The sequence below is a fragment of the Methylobacterium sp. V23 genome (assembly GCF_002917135.1).
Taxonomy (GTDB): domain Bacteria; phylum Pseudomonadota; class Alphaproteobacteria; order Rhizobiales; family Beijerinckiaceae; genus Methylobacterium.
This window is the reverse complement of record NZ_PDHT01000030.1, coordinates 1-18,977: the sequence shown is the minus strand read 5'-3', so window position 1 is coordinate 18,977 and position 18,977 is coordinate 1. Positions and strand designations below refer to the sequence as shown.

General features: G+C 70.4%; 17 protein-coding genes and 1 pseudogene. 7 read left to right on the top strand and 11 right to left on the bottom strand.

Annotation, left to right across the window (positions count from 1 at the left end; genetic code table 11):
• The first annotated feature begins 25 nt into the window (after positions 1–25).
• Positions 26–3,109, top strand: a complete 3,084-nt coding sequence (locus CRT23_RS21880) for an efflux RND transporter permease subunit (RefSeq protein ID WP_103711783.1) — start codon at positions 26–28, stop codon at positions 3,107–3,109.
• Positions 3,110–3,153: 44 nt separating this feature from the next.
• Here CRT23_RS21880 and CRT23_RS21875 read toward each other — a convergent pair whose 3' ends face one another.
• From CRT23_RS21875 to CRT23_RS21860, 4 genes are all read right to left on the bottom strand, one after another.
• A complete protein-coding gene (locus tag CRT23_RS21875) occupies positions 3,154–4,476 on the bottom strand; it encodes an MFS transporter (protein ID WP_103711782.1) in 1,323 nt (440 codons plus the stop codon).
• A gap of 139 nt (positions 4,477–4,615) precedes the next feature.
• Entirely contained in the window at positions 4,616–5,572 is a 957-nt protein-coding gene (locus tag CRT23_RS21870; protein ID WP_103711781.1) for a hydroxymethylglutaryl-CoA lyase, read from the bottom strand.
• Entirely contained in the window at positions 5,569–6,762 is a 1,194-nt protein-coding gene (locus tag CRT23_RS21865; protein ID WP_103711780.1) for a CaiB/BaiF CoA-transferase family protein, read from the bottom strand. Before CRT23_RS21865 ends, CRT23_RS21870 begins: the two co-directional genes overlap by 4 nt.
• A gap of 135 nt (positions 6,763–6,897) precedes the next feature.
• A complete protein-coding gene (locus CRT23_RS21860) occupies positions 6,898–7,806 on the bottom strand; it encodes a LysR family transcriptional regulator (RefSeq protein ID WP_103711811.1) in 909 nt (302 codons plus the stop codon).
• A gap of 339 nt (positions 7,807–8,145) precedes the next feature.
• Between CRT23_RS21860 and CRT23_RS21855 the strand changes: the two genes are divergently transcribed.
• The 3 genes and pseudogenes from CRT23_RS21855 to glmS all read left to right on the top strand — a co-directional run.
• Complete coding sequence (locus tag CRT23_RS21855; protein ID WP_348628883.1) at positions 8,146–8,550, top strand: acyl-CoA thioesterase; 405 nt, start codon at positions 8,146–8,148, stop codon at positions 8,548–8,550.
• 19 nt (positions 8,551–8,569) lie between these two features.
• Positions 8,570–8,692 (top strand): hypothetical protein, encoded by a 123-nt coding sequence (locus CRT23_RS29785; RefSeq protein WP_348628882.1) that lies wholly within the window; start codon positions 8,570–8,572, stop codon positions 8,690–8,692.
• 236 nt (positions 8,693–8,928) lie between these two features.
• A pseudogene (glmS, locus tag CRT23_RS21850) lies at positions 8,929–10,027 on the top strand (glutamine--fructose-6-phosphate transaminase (isomerizing)); the annotation flags it as partial.
• A 202-nt stretch (positions 10,028–10,229) separates the two neighbouring features.
• Here glmS and CRT23_RS21845 read toward each other — a convergent pair.
• The 5 genes from CRT23_RS21845 to CRT23_RS21825 form a co-directional block, all read right to left on the bottom strand.
• The gene (locus CRT23_RS21845; RefSeq protein WP_103711779.1) at positions 10,230–10,487 is read right to left on the bottom strand and encodes a hypothetical protein; all 258 of its coding nucleotides are present in this window, start codon (positions 10,485–10,487) and stop codon (positions 10,230–10,232) included.
• Between the two features lie 35 nt (positions 10,488–10,522).
• Positions 10,523–11,425 carry an amidohydrolase family protein gene (locus tag CRT23_RS21840; RefSeq protein ID WP_103711810.1) on the bottom strand — a complete coding sequence of 301 codons (903 nt, stop codon included), beginning with the start codon at positions 11,423–11,425 and terminating at the stop codon, positions 10,523–10,525.
• On the bottom strand, positions 11,418–12,638 hold the full coding sequence (locus CRT23_RS21835) for an MFS transporter (RefSeq protein WP_103711778.1): 1,221 nt from the start codon (positions 12,636–12,638) through the stop codon (positions 11,418–11,420). Before CRT23_RS21835 ends, CRT23_RS21840 begins: the two co-directional genes overlap by 8 nt.
• Before the next feature lie 234 nt (positions 12,639–12,872).
• The gene (locus CRT23_RS21830) at positions 12,873–13,532 is read right to left on the bottom strand and encodes a DUF4142 domain-containing protein (protein ID WP_103711777.1); all 660 of its coding nucleotides are present in this window, start codon (positions 13,530–13,532) and stop codon (positions 12,873–12,875) included.
• Positions 13,533–13,891: 359 nt separating this feature from the next.
• A complete protein-coding gene (locus tag CRT23_RS21825) occupies positions 13,892–14,122 on the bottom strand; it encodes a hypothetical protein (RefSeq protein WP_103711776.1) in 231 nt (76 codons plus the stop codon).
• 175 nt (positions 14,123–14,297) lie between these two features.
• On the opposite strand from CRT23_RS21825, the gene CRT23_RS21820 reads away from it, so the two are divergent.
• Both CRT23_RS21820 and CRT23_RS21815 read left to right on the top strand, forming a co-directional pair.
• Complete coding sequence (locus CRT23_RS21820; RefSeq protein WP_103711775.1) at positions 14,298–14,510, top strand: hypothetical protein; 213 nt, start codon at positions 14,298–14,300, stop codon at positions 14,508–14,510.
• A 156-nt stretch (positions 14,511–14,666) separates the two neighbouring features.
• Positions 14,667–16,085, top strand: coding sequence for a phosphatase PAP2 family protein (locus CRT23_RS21815; protein ID WP_103711774.1), 1,419 nt, complete (start codon positions 14,667–14,669; stop codon positions 16,083–16,085).
• Positions 16,086–16,129: 44 nt separating this feature from the next.
• On the opposite strand, the gene gcvA is transcribed toward CRT23_RS21815, so the two are convergent.
• Positions 16,130–17,014, bottom strand: a complete 885-nt coding sequence (gene gcvA / locus CRT23_RS21810) for a transcriptional regulator GcvA (RefSeq protein ID WP_103711773.1) — start codon at positions 17,012–17,014, stop codon at positions 16,130–16,132.
• Positions 17,015–17,108: 94 nt separating this feature from the next.
• On the opposite strand from gcvA, the gene CRT23_RS21805 reads away from it, so the two are divergent.
• On the top strand, positions 17,109–18,347 hold the full coding sequence (locus CRT23_RS21805) for an MFS transporter (protein WP_103711772.1): 1,239 nt from the start codon (positions 17,109–17,111) through the stop codon (positions 18,345–18,347).
• A 49-nt stretch (positions 18,348–18,396) separates the two neighbouring features.
• On the opposite strand, the gene CRT23_RS21800 is transcribed toward CRT23_RS21805, so the two are convergent.
• On the bottom strand, positions 18,397–18,903 hold the full coding sequence (locus CRT23_RS21800) for an ureidoglycolate lyase (RefSeq protein WP_103711771.1): 507 nt from the start codon (positions 18,901–18,903) through the stop codon (positions 18,397–18,399).
• Positions 18,904–18,977 lie beyond the last annotated feature (74 nt).

Genomic DNA, 18,977 nt, shown 5'->3' with positions numbered 1-18,977 from the left:
TACGAAACCCCCATCGAGTCGCCGCATGCGCCTGAACATCTCCGCCTGGGCGATCCGCCACCCGATCGCGCCGCTGGTGCTGTTCCTGGTGCTGATCGTGCTCGGCCTCGTCAGCTTCCGCAGCCTCGCGGTGACGCGGATGCCCAATGTCGACGTGCCGATCGTCTCGGTGACGATCACGCAGTCGGGCGCCGCACCCTCCGAGCTGCAGACCCAGGTGACGAAGTGGGTCGAGGATTCGATCGCAGGCGTGCGCGGGGTCAAGCACATCACCTCGGCAATCACGGAGGGCTCCTCGGTCACCACCGTGGAGTTCCGCCTCGAGGTGAACACCGACCGGGCCGTCAACGACGTCAAGGACGCGGTCTCGAAGATCCGCATCAACCTGCCCCGCACCATCGACGAGCCGGTGATCCAGCGCGTCGAGATCACCGGCCTGCCGATCCTGATCTACGGCGTGAAGTCGCCCGGGATGACGCCGGCTGAGCTGTCCTGGTTCGTGGAAGACAAGGTCGCCCGCTCGCTCCAGGGCGTAAAGGGCGTCGGCGGCGTCGAGCGCGTCGGCGGCGTCGCCCGCGAGATGCGCGTCACCCTGCTCCCCGACCGCCTGCTGGCGCTGGGCATCACGGCGGCCGACGTGAACCGTCAGCTGCGCCTGACCTCCGCCGACATGGCGGGCGGGCGCGGCGAGATCGGCGGGCGCGAGCAGTCGATCCGGACGCTCGCCGCCTCGCGCTCGCTGCGCGACCTCAAGGCGACCTCCATCGTGCTCCCGGGCGGCCGCAAGGTCCGCCTCGACGAACTGGCGACGCTGGAGGATTCCATCGAGGAGCCGCGCACCTTCGCGCGCTTCAACGGCGAGCCGGTCGTCGCCTTCGCGGTCTCCCGGGGCTCGGGTGCCAGCGACGCAGAGGTCGCGGCCGGCGTCGAGAAGCGCATCGCCGAGTTCAAGACTGCCTATCCCGACATCCAGTTCGCGACCATCGACTCCTCGGTGGCCGCCACCATCGGCTCCTACGATTCGGCGATGCACACCCTGATCGAGGGGGCGGCGCTCGCCGTGCTCGTGGTCTTTCTGTTCCTGCGCGACTGGCGCGCGACGCTGATCGCCGCCATCGCCCTGCCGCTCTCGGTCTTCCCGACCTTCTGGGCGATGGACGCCATGGGCTTCACCCTCAACGGGATCAGCCTGCTCGCCATCACCCTGGTCACCGGCATCCTCGTCGACGACGCCATCGTGGAGATCGAGAACATCGTCCGGCACATGCGGCTCGGCAAATCGCCCTACCGCGCCGCCATCGAGGGCGCCGACGAGATCGGGCTCGCCGTCATCGCCATCACGACGACCCTGATCGCGGTGTTCGCGCCCGTTTCCTTCATGGGCGGCATCGCGGGCCGCTACTTCATGCAGTTCGGACTCACCATCGCGGTCTCGGTGTTCATGTCGCTCCTCGTGGCGCGCCTCATCACCCCGATGCTGGCGGCCTACTTCCTGCGCGACCACGGCCATGCCGAGGAGCGCGAGGGACCGGTGATGCGCGCCTACGGCCGCCTCGTCGGCTGGTCGGTGCGCCACCGCGTCATCACGCTGATCGTCGGCCTCGCGCTGTTCGCCGGCTCCCTGGCCTCCACCGGCCTGCTGCCCTCGGGGTTCGTGCCGAAGCAGGACAATGCCCGCACGCTGTTCATGGTCGAGCTCGCGCCTGGCGCCCGCCTGCCCGACACCGTCGCGGTCTCGGACCGGGTGGTGGCCCGCATCCGGGCTCTGCCCGAGGTGGTCTCGGTCTTCGTCGACGGTGGCCGCCAGGCCGGCGGCAAGAAGGAGACCCGGCTGGCCACCCTCATCGTCAACCTGACGCCGAAGAACCAGCGCGCCCGCAATCAGGCCGCCATCGAGACCGAGATCGCCGGCCTGCTCGCCCAGGAACCCGACATCCGCTCCTGGACCCTGCGCGACGGCGGCCAGCGCGACCTCGCCCTTGTGGTCGGCGGCCCCGATGCCGCGGTGGTCGCGGAGGTCGCCGCCCGGCTCCAGCGCGACATGGCGGCGATCCCCCACCTCGTCTCGGTGATGTCGACGGCCCCCCTCAACCGCACCGAGGTCCGCATCCGGCCCAAGGAGGGGGCGGCGGCCGATCTGGGCGTCTCCACCGACGCCATCGCCGAGACCGTCCGGGTCGGCACCATCGGCGACATCGGCCTGAATCTGGCGAAGTTCAACGCGCCCGACCGTCAGGTCCCGATCCGGGTGCAGCTTCCCGAGAGCGCCCGCGGCGCGGTCTCGCGCCTGGAGAACCTCAAGGTGCCGGCCAAGAACGGCGCCGCCGTGCCCCTCGCGGCCGTCGCCGACATCGAACTCGACCAGGGCCCCGGCGCCATCGAGCGCTACGACCGCGTCGTGCGCGTGGCCGTGGAGGCCAATATGGAGGGCTCCGACGCGCTCGGCTCCCTGATCGCCCAGGCGCTGGAGACGCCCACGGCCAAGACCCTGCCGCCGGGCGTCACCATTCGTCAGACGGGCGACGCCGAGATCATGGGCGAGGTGTTTTCCGGCTTCCTCATGGCGATGGGCGCCGGGATCATGATGGTCTACGCCGTGCTGGTGCTGCTCTTCGGCTCGTTCCTGCAGCCGCTGACCATCCTGTTCTCCCTGCCGCTCTCCATCGGCGGCGCGATCCTCGGCCTCCTGATCCTGAACATGCCGATCTCGATGCCGGTGGTGATCGGCATCCTGATGCTGATGGGGCTGGTGACGAAGAACGCCATCATGCTGGTGGATTTCGCGGTGGAGGAGATGGCCCGCGGCGTCGACCGAGTCACCGCCATCGTGGATGCGGGCCGCAAGCGCGCCCGCCCCATCATGATGACCACCATCGCCATGGCGGCCGGCATGGTGCCCTCCGCCATGGCGCTCGGCATCGGCGGCGAGTTCCGCGCGCCCATGGCGGTGGCGGTGATCTCGGGCCTGATCGTCTCGACCCTGCTCTCGCTGGTCTTCGTGCCGGCGGTGTTCCTGCTGATGGACAGCCTCAGCGCCGTCCTTGGTCGGGTCCTGGGTCGCTTCGTCGGCGCGACGGACGAGGCGCCTCTCCCCGTCCCGCACGCCTGAGGTCGGACGGAGCGCCCCCGACCAGGCGGCGCTCCGACGGACGGTCAGTCGATCCGGTCGCTGCGGCGCAGCTGGGCCGGCAGGGCGAACAGGCTGATGGCGGCGGCCGTGAGGCACAGGCCGGCGATCACCCAGATGGCCGGGGTGGTCGATCCGGTGAGATCCTTCACCCAGCCCACCATCACCGGGCTGACGATGCCGCCGAACTGCCCGAGGGTGTTGATGAGGGCGATGCCGCCGGCGGCGCCGACGCCGGTGACGAGCTTCGGCGGCAAGGTCCAGAAGGTCGGGATCGAGGCGACGATCCCGGTGCCGACGAGGCAGAGGGCCAGCATCAACGGCACGATCTGCCGGTCGAACAGGCCGGCGCCGAAGAAGCCGAGAGCCGCCGCGATGGCGAGGCCGGCGACGAATTTCGGCCGGTTGCCGGAGGCGTCGGACAGCCGCCCGATCACCACCATGCTGATCGCCCCGCAGATGTAGGGCAGCGCCGCCAGGAGCCCGACCGTCCCGGTGCTGGCGCCGCTCGCGGTGCGGATCAGGTCCGGTCCCCAGAAATTCAGGCCGTAGGAGCCGATCTGAAGCAGGAAGTAGATCAGCCCGACCTTGAGGAAGCCGGGGCTGCGGATGGCGCCCAGGAGCGAGTGGTCGCCGATGCCGCGGTTGGCCTCGGCGATCTGGCTCGCCACCAGGGTCTTCTCGGAGTCGGTCAGCCAGCGGGCATCGCTGATGCGGTCGTCGAAGCGGCTCATCACCAGGGCGCCGAGAAGCAGGCAGGGCAGGCCGCCGGCGAGGAACAGCCACTGCCATCCGGCGAGGCCCGCGACGCCGTTGAGCGAGGTCAGGATCAGGCCCGAGAACGGGGCGCCGAAGATGCCCGAGAAGGCCGAAGCCACGAACAGCATCGAGGTGATGCGCCCCCGCCGCGAGGCCGGGAACCACAGGGTCAGGTAGTAGAGGATGCCGGGGGCGAAGCCCGCCTCCATGGCGCCGATGAGGAAGCGCAGGGCGTAGAAGTGCCACTCCTGGGTGATGAACACCATGGCGGCGGTGGCGAGCCCCCAGGAGATCATGATCCGGGCGATCCAGCGCCGGGCGCCGACCCGGTACAGGATCAGGTTCGAGGGCACCTCGAAGATGACGTAGCCGACCACGAACAGGCTCGCGCCGAGGCCGTAGGCGGTGTTGCTGAAACCGAGGTCGCTCTGGAGCTGGAACTTGGCGAAGCTGATGTTGATGCGGTCGAAGAAGGCGAACAGGTAGCAGACCATGATCAGCGGCATCAGCCGCCAGGCGATCTTGCGGTAGGTGGCGGCTTCGCTGGTCTCTGCGGGCACGCCGAGGGCGGCCGGGGCGGCGAGGGTCATGGTGTCTCTCCCTGGAGGCGTCTCAATGGCGCGCCGCCCTTATCCGGGTGGTCATTCATGTTCGGCGTTCTTGCGTTCGGGCAGTCTCGTGGTTCGGCCCGTCGTGCGGGTTCGGCTCGACGTGCGCCGAACCCCAGCGTCAGGCCGCGATCCCGGGCGGCGGCGGGTGGAGGTCGCCGGGGCGCCCGGCCTGGGCCACCTGCCCCGGCACGGGATGGCCCACGAGGGCCGGCAGCCCGCGCGACAGGGTGATCAGTCCGTCGAGGTCGAGGCCGGTGGGAATGCCCATCTCGTGAGCCATGCTCACGAGGTCCTCGGTACAGATGTTGCCGGTGGCGCCCGGGGCGAAGGGGCAACCGCCGAGGCCACCGAGGGCCGCATCGAAGCGCCGGGCGCCGGCCGCCCGCGCCGCCAGCACGTTGGCGAGGCCGAGGCCGCGGGTGTTGTGGAAGTGGAGCGTCAGCGCCTCCACCGGGACGAGCCGGAGGGCCCGGGCCACGAGGTCGCCGACCTGGCGCGGGTTCGCCATGCCGGTGGTATCGGCCAGCGTGATGCCGTCGATCCCGAGGGCGCGGTAGCGCTCGACGATGCCGAGGACCCGCTCCGGCGGCTGGGCGCCTTCGAAGGGGCAGCCGAAGGCGGTAGCCACCGTCGCGTTGAGTCGCACCCCGCTGCCGCGGGCCGCCGCGACGATGCGCGCGAAGCCGTCGAGGGAGGCCTCGCGGGTCAGGCCCATGTTGGCGCGGTTGTGGGTCTCGCTCGCCGACATGACGAGGTTGAGCTCGTCGGCGCGGGCCGCGAGTGCCCGCTCGGCGCCCTTCAGGTTCGGCACCAGGGCGACGTAGAGCGTGCCCGGGCGCCGGGTGATCCGGGCCAGCACCTCGGCGGCATCGCGCAGGGCCGGGACGGCCCTGGGTGAGACGAACGAGGTCGCCTCGATCCGGCTGAAGCCCGTCGCCGAGAGGGCGTCGATCAGCGTGACCTTGTCGGCTGTGTCGACGAAGGCCGGCTCGATCTGCAGGCCGTCGCGGGGCGCAACCTCCTGGACGATCAGGGGCGTCTCGTCGCCGGGGCTGCCGGTCTCGCCGCCACTCATGCCACCGCTCCCGTGGTCCGCAGGGCCGCGATCGCCGCGGCGTCGTAGCCGAGATCCGCCAGCACCGCGTCGGTATGGGCCCCGAGGGCCGGGCCGGACCAGAGCACCGCCCCGGGGGTCTCGGAGAGCTTGGGCACGATGCCGGGCATCTTCACCGCCATGCCGCCGGGCAACTCGGTCGGGAGGATCATGTCGCGGGCCTGGTAGTGCGGGTCGGCGACGATGTCGGCCACCGAGTAGATCCGCCCGGCGGGGACCTGCGCCGCCTCCAGGGTTGCCAGCGCCTCCGCGATGCTGCGCGAGCCCGACCAATCGGCGATGGCCGCGTCGAGCATTGCCGCCTGGGCCGAGCGGCCGTCGTTGCTGCGCAGGGCCGGGTCGTCGGCGAGGTCGGGCCGGCCGATCGCCTGCATCAGGCGCCGGAAGATCGGGTCGCTGTTCCCCGCGATGACGACGTAGCCGCCATCCTGGGTCGGGTAGGTGTTCGAGGGCGTGATGCCCGGCAGGGCGCCGCCCGTCCGGGTACGGACCTCGCCGAGGAGGTCGTATTCGGGGACGAGGCTCTCCATCACGTTGAACACGCTCTCCACCAGCGAGACGTCGATGACCTGGCCCTTGCCGCCGGCGGTCTTGACGTGGAGGAGCGACATCAGCGCCCCGATGACGCCGTGCAGGGAGGCCAGGGTGTCGCCGATGCTGACGCCGACGCGGGCCGGCGGGCTGTCCGGATGACCGGTGGTGAAGCGCAGGCCGCCCATGGCCTCGCCGATGGCGCCGAAGCCCGGCCGGTCGCGATAGGGGCCGGTCTGGCCGTAGCCGGAGATCCGGACCATGACGAGGTTGGGATTGAGGGCGGAGAGGTCGGCCCAGCCGAGCCCGAGCTTCTCCAAGCCGCCGGGGCGGAAATTCTCGATGACCACGTCGGCGCTGGTGGCCAGGGCGCGCACCACCGCGACGCCTTCCGGCGACTTCAGGTCGACGGCGATCGACTTCTTGTTGCGGGACTGGAGGTACCACCAAAGGGAGGTGCCCTCGTGCAGCTTGCGCCACTTGCGCAGGGGATCGCCCTCCCCCGGCGCCTCGACCTTGATCACCTCGGCGCCGAACTCCGCCATCAGGCGGGCGGCGAAGGGGGCGGCGATGAGCTGTCCGAGTTCGAGAACGCGGATTCCGGCGAGCGGTCCGGCCATGAACGATTCCTCCGGGGGTCTGTTGGCGATGGTCTTCTGGGATCGTCTTCTTGTCCCATCGATAGCTGCGCAGGGCCGCTGAAGGCCAACCGTCTTTCGGCGATGACCGTTCGCGTTCGGAGAACGCTTCGAGGCTCAGGCGGCGTCCGCGGTCAGGCTGGCGACGAGCAGGTTCGCCGCTGGCGACAGGGTGCCGGGGCGGCTGACGATGCGCAATTCGCGCTGGGCCCACGGGTCGGTGAGCGGAATCGCGGCGAGGTCCATGGCTCGTCCCAGGAGGGCGAAGACCCCGAGGGGCACCACGCCGAGCCCCATATCGGCCTGGGCCATGCGCAGGACCGCGTCGAAGCCGGGAACGTGGACGCGCAGGCGTAAGGGGCGGCCGATGTTCTGGGCCTCGCCGCGCACGCTGGCATAGATCGAGCTCTCGGCGTGGAGCCCGACGAAGTCGTGGTCGAGGGTGTCCCGGAAGGCGAGCGCGGACCGGTCCGCCAGGGGGTGGTCGTGTCGCATGACCACGACGAGGCTGTCCCGGCGGTAGAGCACGCTGGTCAGGTCGCGGGCCGGGATGCTGCCGGAGCAGATGCCGAGCTCGGCCAGGCCCGCCTCGACGCCCGCCACCACGCCGCCGCTCGGACGCTCCTCCAGGCTGATCTTGATGGCCTCCTGGCGCGCCAGGAAGGCACGCAGGTCCTCGGGCAGGAACTGCACGATAGCCGAGAGGTTGGCGAACATCCGCACGATGCCCCGGACGCCCTTGGCGTGCTCGGCAAGCTCCGCCACGATCTGCTCGACGTCGTGCAGCATGCGCCGGGCGTGATGCAGCAGGGTCTCCCCGGCCGGGGTCATCACCATGCCCCGCGCATGCCGCGTCATCAGCTGGACGCCGAGGCTCTGCTCCAGCTCGACCAGGCGCTTGCTGACGGCGGAGGGGGCGATCGCCGCCCGCCGGGCCGCCTGGGTCAGGGTGCCGTCTTCGCACATCGCCACGAACAGGCGCAGCGTCGTCGGATCGAGGCGCCGCAGGAGCGTCGGGGCCAGCATGTCCATTCCTCTCACCGACCCCACCGGCGCGGACCGCACCCGGGGCTCCGGTGAGACTACAGTGCCGGACGGCCCGGCGGACCAGCCCGGCGATGGCTGATCGGCGCGAAGGGCGATCCTCAGCGCTGTGGCAGGAAGCGGCGTCCGTGTTCGAATGCCCGGAGAACCGGCCCCGGGGGCGATGGTTCGGCCTCCGCCCGGCGCGGACGGCGACGAGTTCGGGAGCGGCGGCGCAACCACGATCACCCGACTCCCGTCGGAGGCTGGTGCGGGCGTCGGGGTTCTGCCAATCCGGGCGCTGCCGAGAGCCCCGATCCGAGGCTCCGTTCCGGGACGCCCATGACTCTCTGGCTGCGCCTCCTCTGGCTCATCGCGACCGCGTGGCGGCGACCGAAGCTCGCCCCGCCCTTCGGGGTCTCGCGCCTCGGCTTCCGGGTCTGGCCCCACGACCTCGACACGTCGCTGCACCTGAACAACGGGCGCTACTGGACTCTGATGGATCTCGGCCGCACCGACCTCATGCTCGGCTCCGGCCTGTGGCGCGCGGTGCTGCGCCAGCGCTGGACCCCGGTGGTCAGCGCCGGCCAGATCCGCTTTCGCCGCGAACTCCGGCCGTTCCAGACTTTCGACCTGGAGACCCTTCTGGCATTGGGACGAGACCCGCTTCGTCATCGAGCACCGGATGGTGGTCCGGGAGACCTGCACGGTCGCGGCCATCGCGCTGGTTCAGGCCGGGCTCTATGACCGCCGGCGGCGCAGCTACGTGCCGATGCGAACCCTGCTCGCGGCGATCGGCATCGCGGCCGAAGCGCCGCCGATGTCGGACGCGGTCGAAGCCTTCCTCGCCGCGGACCGCGCCCTTCGCGACACGACGGCCCCGGTCTGAGGGGCCGCTACGACGCGGCCCCTTCCCAAGCACCCAGCGTTCGCTGGGATCGCCTGAGGAACCTCGAGGGTCCCGGCGCCGCCCCGGCCCCACCGCATCCGATCGCACTCGTCGAACGCCCGAGGGGGCACAGAGTGGCCCGGGAGAGGCGAAGGCACCACTCGGGCTGGCGTGAGCGCGCCATCACAGGCCGTGCGATGCGTCAGGGTTGCGGCGATCTTCAAAGGTCAGGACTTCGGGGAACACTTCGCATTTTCATGGCCAAGGAGATCCACGAGCAACCCGAAGTGGTGGGCCGGACCCTGGCCCATTACATCGACCTCGCGGCGAGCCGAGTCCGGCTTCCCGTGACGCTGCCGTTCGCCTTCGCCGACCTGACGCGCCTGTCCATCACCGCCTGCGGCACGGCCTACTATGCAGGCCTCGTGGCCAAGTACTGGTTCGAATGCCTGGCCCGACTGCCGGTCGAGATCGACGTCGCCTCCGAGTTCCGCTACCGCGAGGCTCCGCTGAGCCCGGGCGAGGCCGCCCTGGTGATCTCGCAATCGGGCGAGACCGCCGACACCCTCGCCTCCCTGCGCTACGCCCGCGCCCAGGGCCAGCACATCCTGGCGGTCCTCAACGTGCCGACCTCGACCATGGCGCGGGAATCGGATGCGGTGCTGCCGACCTTCGCCGGACCCGAGATCGGTGTCGCCTCCACCAAGGCCTTCACCTGACAGCTGACGACGCTCCTGTGCCTCGCCATCGCGGCGGGCCGCGCCCGGGGGCATCTGGACGCGGCCGAGGAGCGCCGGCTCGTCGACGCGCTGATCGCCATGCCGGGCCTGATGGCGCAGGCGTTGCGCCAGGAATCCGAGATCCAGGGCTTGGCCCAGGAGATCGCGAAGGCCCGCGACGTGCTCTATCTCGGCCGCGGCACCGCCTATCCGCTCGCCCTCGAAGGTGCACTGAAACTGAAGGAGATCTCCTACATTCACGCCGAGGGCTACGCGGCGGGCGAGCTCAAGCACGGCCCGATCGCCCTGATCGACGAGGCGATGCCGGTCATCGTGATCGCGCCGCACGACGCGGTGTTCGAGAAGACGGTGTCGAACATGCAGGAGGTTGCCGCGCGCGGGGGACGGATCGTCCTCATCGGTGATGCCACCGGCGCGGCCGCACACGGCCTGGATACCCTGGCGACGGTGATGATGCCGGAGGTCGAGCCGGCCGGCCGTGGCGCCGATCCTCTACGCCATCCCGATCCAGCTCCTGGCGTACCACGCGGCGGTGACCATGGGGAAGGATGTCGACCAGCCCCGCAATCTCGCCAAGTCTGTCACCGTAGAGTGATCGTCACCATGGCGTGACCATGGGAGGTCGAAATGCGAGGGGACGACCCGGCCCGAGGCGGCGCGCCACCCTGGCATACCAGACCGGCGCCCGGCGAAGTGGTGCCGGTCGGAGGACCCGGTAGGAAGGACAGACGCTTTCCTCCCAAAGCGAACACCTCCACCCGCCCGGCTCCGGCCGCGGCGGGTTTCTTGTGTCCGCGTCAGGATTTCGGAAACGGTTTGTCGACCTTGGTGTGGCGCGGCTTGACCCTGGCGTATTGGGTCGCGCGTGGCCCGGAAGCCGGGCGCCGCAGGCGCATGTCACCGTAATAGTCATTGCCACTCGGTCCGAAGGTGCCGCCGGTGACCACGCCGGGCGTGTCGGGCGCACCCATCAGGCTATCAAGTGGTCCAGCCGCCACGGCCGAGGCGTGGAGCGAGACGCAGAGGAGCAGGCCGGCGGCCGGGATGTAGCGCATGACCGGACCATAATCCGCCTGTCCTGCACAGAGCCTTAACGAAGCCCTGGCGGGAAGCCGTAGAGCCTGTGCGGGTTGTCGACGAAGAGCTTTCGCCGTCGCTCCGGGTCCGGAATCCAGTCCGCCATCAGGTCGAGCAAGTCGCCGATGGCGGGCATCGGCCCCCAGGTCGCTACGTGCGGCCAGTCCGAGCCCCAGAGGCAGCGATCCGGTGCGGCCTCGTTCAGGGCCCGCGCGAACGGGACCGTGTCGGCGTAGGGCGGCCCCGCCGTAGAGGTGCGGAACGCGCCCTGGAGCTTCACCCAGGCGCCGTCGCGCACGAGGTCGACGAGGGAGCGGAAGCCCGGATCGTCGAGGCCGGCGGAGGTGGGGAGATGGCCCATGTGATCGATGACCACCGGCACCGGCAGCCGCGACAGACGGGTGGCCACCGGCGGCAGGTCGCGCGCGTCGAGGAGGAACTGCAGGTGCCAGCCCATCTCGCGGGCGAGCTGCCCGTAGGCCTCGACGTCGGCGAGACCGACGCCGCCGCCGAAGAGCACGTTGAGACGGAGCGCCGTCACGCCGGCCTCTTGGAGTGCGGCGAGCGCCCGGTCGGGCAGGCCGAGGGGAATCACCGCGACGCCGCGCAGGCGCTGGCGATGCGCCCGCAGGGTCTCGAGGAGGAGGCGATTGTCCGTGCCGTGCACGCTGACCTGGACGAGGACGCCGTAGGCCATCCCGGTCGCATCGAGCATCGCCAGGTAATCCGGCGCGGCGGCGGCCGGCGGCGTGTAGCTGCGCGGCCGGACGAAGGGATCGTTCGGCGGGAGTCCGATGACGTGGGCGTGGGTGTCGACGGCCCCTGGCGGAACGGCGTAGCGGGTCGGCCCACGTGGGTGCGGCTGCGGCCCAGGGCAGGCGGGCGCCTCGTCGACGGAGGGAACGGCTTCACGCATCGGCATGGAGAACGCGGCCCCGGGTTTCCGGCAGCGCGTAGGCGGCCGCGAAGAAGAGAATGTAGGCACCCACCGCGAACAGGCAGATCGCGTTGGCGAGGGTCGTGGTCTGCCACAGGGCACCGACCAGGAAGGGAAACAGGGCGCCGACGCCGCGGCCAAAGTTGTAGCAGAATCCCTGTCCCGAGCCGCGCAGTCGCGTCGGGTAGAGCTCAGTGAGGAAGGCCCCCATGCCGGAGAAGTAGCCGGAGGCGAAGAAGCCGAGGGGGAACCCGAGGACCCATAGCAGCTCGTTCGAGAGCGCCACTTGGGTATAGACGAGGATGACCGCGATGGCTCCGAGCGAGAAGACCAGGAACAGGGTACGGCGCCCGTATCGGTCGGCGAACCAGGCGCCGGCGAGGTAGCCTGCGAAGGAGCCTGCGATCAGCGCGGCGAGGTATCCGGTCGAGGAGACGATCGAGAGCTTGCGCTCCGTAGTCAGGAAGCGCGGCACCCAGAAGGTAATGGCGTAGTAGCCGCCCTGGCATCCGGTCGCCACCAGGGAAGCCAGCACCGTCGTCCTCAGGATCGGGCCGGAGAAGATCTCCCAGAGGGCCGGCCGGTCCCTGGCGGCCGCCGCCCGCGCCCGGGCCTCAGCGGCTACCGCCGGCTCCTCGACATAGGCCCGCAGGTAGAACACGAGCAGCGCTGGCAGGGCGCCGAGGGCGAACATCCAACGCCAGGCCTGCTCGGCCGGCAGAAGGGAGAACAGCGCGGCCTGCGCCAGCACGGCCAGCCCCCAGCCCACCGCCCAGCCCGACTGCACCGAGCCGACGGCCCGGCCGCGGTACTGGGCGCGGATCGTCTCGCCCATGAGCACTGCCCCCGCCGCCCACTCGCCACCGAAGCCGAGCCCGAAAAGGGCGCGGCAGATCAGGAGCTGGTTGAAGTCCTGGACGAAGGCACAGAGCAGGGAGAAGAACGAGAACCACAGGATGGTGAACTGCAGCGTGCGGACGCGACCGATCCGATCGGCGAGGTACCCTGCGCCCCAGCCCCCGAGGGCTGAGGCGAGGAGCGTCACCGTACCGGCGAGACCCGCCGTCCCGGCATCGACGTTCCAGAGCTTGATGATCGTCCCGATCACCAGGGGATAGATCATGAAGTCCATGCCATCGAGGGCCCACCCGGCCGCGCAGGCCCAGAAGGTGCGCCGCTCGGGCGTCGTCATGTCGGCGTAGAACCCGGTGAGGCTCGTGTCCTCGATGGGGACGGCCGCGGGGGGTGGAGAGGCCAGCTTGCGCTTTGGTCGTCCCGCTCATGCCGCCTCCCCTCGCCCGGCCCGCCGGTGCCGGGCCAATGCGATGCAGGAAGGCTAGCGCACGGCGCCGGCCCTGGGTAGCCGGCGCCTCCGGGAGTGCGCAGCGTTCCGCGCGCCCGGAAGATGCCCGGGCGCGCGCTGGGCTCAGCCGGCCCGGCCGCCCATCATGCCCTGCATCTTCGTGAGCTGGGAGATGTGGAGTTGGATCAGCGGGATGGCGCCCCGGGCGATGCGGCGCAACTGGGGATCTTCCCCGGTCTCCGCGTAGCCGCCATGGATTGCGTAGGCCTCCTGGTGGCCCTGCAGCGAGGCGTTGACGAAGGCTGCGTCGTATTGCGGCCCTGGCTGCATCCCGGAAAGCTGCGACAGGATTTGCGCCTTCTGCTCGTCCGAGGTCATGCCGCCGGGCGGGGGCGCGCCGAGGACACCGCCCACTGCACCCACCGTCGCCCCCGCGACGCCGCCGGCGACGGCAAGGGGTGCCGTGACGAGGCCACCGATCAGGCCGCCCGGTCCGCCGGCCGCCGCGGCCGCCATACCACCGGTATAGGGCGCGAGCTTCTTCGAGAGGTTCACCTGCTCGACCACCTCGGCCCGGGAGAACTTCTTGACGCGTGGATTCTGGGTCTTGTCGAAGGCATCCCGCGCCGTGTTCTCGAGGAACAGGCCGCCCTTGGTCGCCATGTTCAGGTAGACGGGGGTCGGGATGGCACCGGCGGGCGTCGGCTGCGCGACCGCCGTGCGGGTCACCGCCAGGGCCGCCGTGGCCGTCAGCATGCTGAAGAGAAAATCGCGACGATGCATCGAGGGACTCCAAGGGAAAGGGGGACACCCTGGCAGCGACACGCAGCTCAGGGCACGTCCTCGGGAACCGGTTTTCTGAAGGCCCTGTTCCCTGAACTTCGATCGCCCCGCGATACCCTCACGCAAGACTTGGTCGAGAAAATCTTACTCGACCAAGTCTTGTTCGACCAAGTCTTGTTTGACAAAGCCTTCCGTAGCTTCCTCGTGGATGCGCAGAGGCATTTTCGAGAATTTTTGCCCGGAGAAAACTGGCTCGAAGCAACCTGACTCGAAGAGGAGGCCTGTCCCAAAGGAGGCAGGCCTGCGTCTCCAGTCCCACCCACGTTCGGAGCTGCCGCCGCGGGAGGGGCTTCAAGGCCTCAGTTCTGTTGCGGCTGTTGCTGACCTCCGCTCGACTGCTGGTCCTTCTTGTTCGCCTTGCTGTGCCCGATGGCGCAGCCGGCGGCGGCGCCCATCTTTCCATGCCCGGCCATGTGCCCAGCGACGCCGCCGACGACCGCGCCCTTGATGCAGCCCTTGGCATCCGCCTGACCCCCGAGGGCGATAAGACCCAGGGCGAGGCCGGCCGTACAGGCGAGACTGATTTTCATGGATGACTCCTTTTGACGGGTAATTCTTCCGCTCGTCGTCAGCGTCCAACCGGATGCAGGATCAACGTGTTCCGGCGCCGAACGGGTCAGCGAGGGGCAAGCGAGGGCGCGAAAGGCTGTGGTTGGGGACGGCCGCACCCATTGCCGGCAGCCGTTCGTCCGCCACATGAGGCTCATGGCCAGCGATCTTGAGCACGAACGGCATCGCCGTCCCGATGAGATAACCCTGCCGACCTTGAACGAGGCCACCCGGCTCCGTCTCGGCCGTCAGCTGCAAGCCCTCTACGAGCCCGTCATCGACGAGCCGCTCGACCCACGGCTCGCCGAGCTGATGCTCCAGCTCGATGCGGACCGGGACGCCGCGATCGGCCCGGGTCGATCGGCCTGAACGCTCGACTGCTTCGGGCACGCTCCTGACGTCCGCCTGTCACGTGCAACTTCTATGACCCGATCCGAGCTCCCCGATTCCGCCGCGTCTGGGCTCGGAGTTTAGGGTTCCGGAGCCTCTGGACCGGACCTGACAGCGAGCACCGGAGACGACCCCATGGCGAAGACCCTGAGATCCTGGACGACGGCCCTGTGCCTCCTGGCGCCCCTCCCGGCCGCCGCGCAATCGGCGCAGAACCTGACGGCCCTCAGGGGGCTCGCGCCCGTCAGCGCCCTGGGCGAGAGCGCGGCGGGACGAGACGCCCTCGACGCCAACCTGAGGGTCACGGGCACGATTCAGGCCGGTGCCGGCAAGGTGCCCTTCCTGCTGCCGCTCAGCGAGCAGCGTCAGCTCGCGCTGCGCGATTCCTTCATCACCGACGGAAACGCGACGGAACTCGCCGACGGGCTCGGTAGCAAGCTCGGCGGCCTCTATCAGGCCAAGGCCCGCTACGCCGCTGACGAGACCTTCACCAACGTGGCCGCGTCCGTCGCCGACCTCCTCGGCTACACCAACAACGTCGCCAAGTCGGATTCGAATGCGGGCAAGTATTTCTTCGCGAACGCCACCACCAACGGCAAGGCGCCGGTCTCGGAGGCTGCCGCCGTCATCCTGACGGAGCGCGGCGGCACGACGGACGTATTCGGCAAGGCCTATGACCGACCCGCCGGGACGCCGGGCAGCGATGTCCACGGCGATGCCCGCCCGTTCCAGACCCTGCCGAGCCTGTTCGCCTATCGCGGCATCGACTATTTCGGCCGGCCGTCCCACAGCCTGGACTGGCTGCGAGGCCCGCGCATGAACCTGCTCGACAGCCCCTCGTATCCGAGCGGGCACACCACCTACGGCTATATCGAATCCGTCGTGCTCGCGATCCTGGTGCCGGAGCGCTACCAGCAGATGATCACGCGCGCCGCCGAGTACGGCACCAACCGCATCGTCATCGGGGCGCATTACGCGATGGATGTGCTCGGCGGACGGGCCGTCGCCCTGCACGCGGTCGCCCATCTCCTCGCCAACGATCCCGCCTATGTGGGCCAGATGCGGCGCAACCCTGCGGTGGTCAACGACATGAGCCGCGGGACGAACACGGCCGTGACGCTCACCGATTATCGTGCGGCCCTTGAGGCCGCCCGCACGGACCTGACCGCCTTCCTGAAGGAGGCTTGCGGCGACACGGTCGCGACCTGCGCGCGCGCCGATACCGGCCGCTTCCGCGATGCCTCCGCCAATGCGGCCCTCTACGACGCGACACAGACCTACGACCTGCCCGTCGTGCATCCGCAGCGGGTGGGCACGACGGACGATGTCGGCCGGATCGCGCCGGAGGCCGGACACCTGCTCACGGCCGCCTTTCCGGCGCTCAGCCTCGCGGAGGCCAACGCCATCCTGACGGAGACCCAGGGGCCGGGCGGCGGGTTCCTGGACGATGAATCGGCCTTCGGCGTGTATGCGCGCCTCAATCTCTACGCGGCTGCCGGCAAGGCTGCTGCCCTGGCCGCCCGCAAGGCCGCCCCCTCTCCCACCGCCCGCTGAGACGGGCGGGGCGGGGCCCGCCGGGAGCGCGGTGGGCCGGCGCCTCAAGGGTCGGCCGCGGCGACCAGCCAAGCGCAGAATGCGCGGACCGCGGGATCGTCCGCGCGGGCCTCCGGCACGTAGGTGAAGTAGCTGCGGGCCGGTAGCGCGGGGCCGGCGAAGGGGCAGGTCAGCCGGCCGGCCGCGACGTCGTCGGCGATCAGCCGCTCGGGCCCCATTGCTACGCCGAGGCCGTCGAGGGCCGCCTGGAGCGTCAGGTAGAAATGCTCCAGCGTCACCGAGGCCTGCGGCTCCAGGCCCGGCACGCCGGCGGCCTCCAGCCATTGCGGCCAGACCTGGGGCAGCGTCGCTGCGTGCAGCAGCGTGTGTTGCCGAAGCGCGCCCGCCTCGGTCAGGGGCAGGCGCCGCAGCAGATCAGGACTGCAGACGGGGATGCGGCGCTCGGTGAGAAAGGGGCGTCCGATATGGTTCGGCCGCAGGTCGGGGCCACCCCGGATGGCGACGTCGAAGGGCTCGGCCAGGTTGGCCAAGGGCACGTTCGAAGTGGTCAGCCGCACCTCTACGGTGGGATGGGCGCGCTGGAAACCGGAGAGCCGCGGGATCAGCCAGCGCAGGGTGAAGGTCGCCAGGGCGTTCACGCGGAGCAAGCGTGGCCGTCCGCGCTCCAGCTGTCGCGTCGTTGCCAGGGCGATGCGGTCCAGGGCGGCGCCGACCTCGGCGAGGTAGCTCGCGCCCGCCTCCGTCAGGACCACGCGACGGTTGTGACGCTCGAACAGCGGCTGGCCGAGCCAGGCTTCCAGGGCCTGGACGTGCCGGCTCACCGCCCCGTGCGTGACGCGCAACTCCTCGGCAGCCCGGGTGAAGCTGGCATGGCGCCCGGCGGCCTCGAAGGCCTTCAGCGCATTCAGGGGCGGCAGACGACGCAGCACAGGTCAGGTTTCCTCACGCGAGCGTCAGCATAAGACGTTTGTCAGCCGTGGACGAGCGGGCGATCCTGCGTCGGAAAACGAGGATCATTCCCGCATGTCGTCCGCCCAGGACCTGAGCGCCTTATGTCGAGCGCCCGCCGCCGACGCCCTGCCTCATCCGGAGGCGCAGCGGACGCTGGCGGCCGTTGGCCTGAACCACGCCCTGCACGATGGCTATACGGACCTGATCTACGTGCTTCTGCCGGTCTGGCAGGCGGAGTTCGCCCTCGGCTACGCCGCCCTCGCCCTGTTGCGCAGCCTGTACAATGGGGCCCTCGCCGCCCTGCAGATGCCGTCGGCCAGGCTCGCGGCGCGCTTCGGCGCGCGGCAGGTGCTGGTGTTCGGGACGCTGCTGAGCGCCGGGGGCTATGCGCTGGCCGGCCTCTCTGGGAGCCTCGCCGGCCTCTGCCTTGCCCTGACGCTCGGGGGCATCGGCAGCAGCACCCAGCATCCCCTGGCCTCGGCGGTGATCACCCGCGCCTACGGCCGGTCGGCCCGCGGGCCGCTCGGCACCTACAACTTCACGGGCGATCTCGGGAAAGCCAGCGTACCACCCCTCCTCGGCCTGCTGCTGTCGCTGATGGACTGGCGCTCGGCGCTCTGGCTCATCGCCGCCCTGGGCCTCGCGGTGGCACTCGGCCTCCTGCGCCTGCTGCCGCGTGACCCGGCATCACGGGACGGGAGCCCGGCCAGGACGCCGCGACCCCTGACGCCCGACGGGACCGGAGGCGCCGGCTTCCGGCTGCTCGTGGCGATCGGCACCCTCGACAATGCCGCCCGCCCGGCTTTCCTGCTCTACCTGCCGTTCCTGCTTCAGGAGAAGGGCGCCGGCCTGACCACGGTGGGCTTCGCCCTCTCGGCGGTGTTCATCGGGGGCGCTCTCGGCAAAGCCGTCTGCGGGCGGTTCGGCGAGCGGTTCGGCGTGACCCGGACTGTCATCCTGACGGAGGCCGGCACGGCGCTGGCGATCCTGGCCGTGGTGGTGCTCCCGCTCTGGCCGGCCCTGGCGCTCCTGCCGGTCCTCGGCATCATGCTGAACGGGACTTCCTCCGTGCTCTACGGCACGGTGCCGGACCTGGCGCCCGGGGGGCAGGTCGAGAAGGCCTTCGCGGTCTTCTACACCTGGACCCTGGGCGGAAGCGCCCTGGCAGCCCCCCTGCTTTACGGACGGTTGGGCGATGCTGCCGGACCCCGCGTCGCGATGCTGGCCGCCGCCGCGACGGCGCTGGCCGTCGTGCCGCTCATGATCGTCCTGTCGCCCCGCCTCGCCTCCCCCGCCGCAAAGGCGCGCTGACGAGCGGGCGCACGCCTGCTGCCTGTGCGTTCCAGAGGCGCGCAGCCGCTCAGGGCGCTGCGGGGGCCTCGATCGTCCAGGGCTGGTCGAACACGTATTCCTCCAGGTTCGTGCCGAGCCCGCCGCGGTCGATCACGAGAAAGTCCTGGGGCGCGCCGAAGGGGGTCAGCACCCCGTGCCATGTCCCGATGCCGTAGCAGACGCCCTGCCCCGGCGCCGTGACGAAGGCGTGCGGCCGGCCGGGGCGACCGCCCTCGTCGGGGCAGACCACCACGAGGAACGGCGCGGCATCCAGGGGCAGGAAGGTCTGTGCTCCGAGCGGGTGGCGCTCCACGAGGCTCACGGCGAGGGGCAGCCCGTAGGGTTCGGCCTCCACGTAGCCGATCACCACATGCCCATCCTCGCCCGCCACCCGCACCTGTGCGAGGTCGTGGAAGCGGCGGGCCTTGCCGGCATTCATGGAGCGCGGCGCGACGGCGTCCTTGTCGATCACGGTGCCGAACGGGGCGAAGGCCTCCGCCGTCAGCGGTGCGGCGACGATCCGGCGGTCGTTCATCGGCGGGCCCGGATGGGGGCGAGCGCGGGGTGTCGGTTGACGTCCTTGTAGAGGAGGTAGCGGAAGGGTCCGGG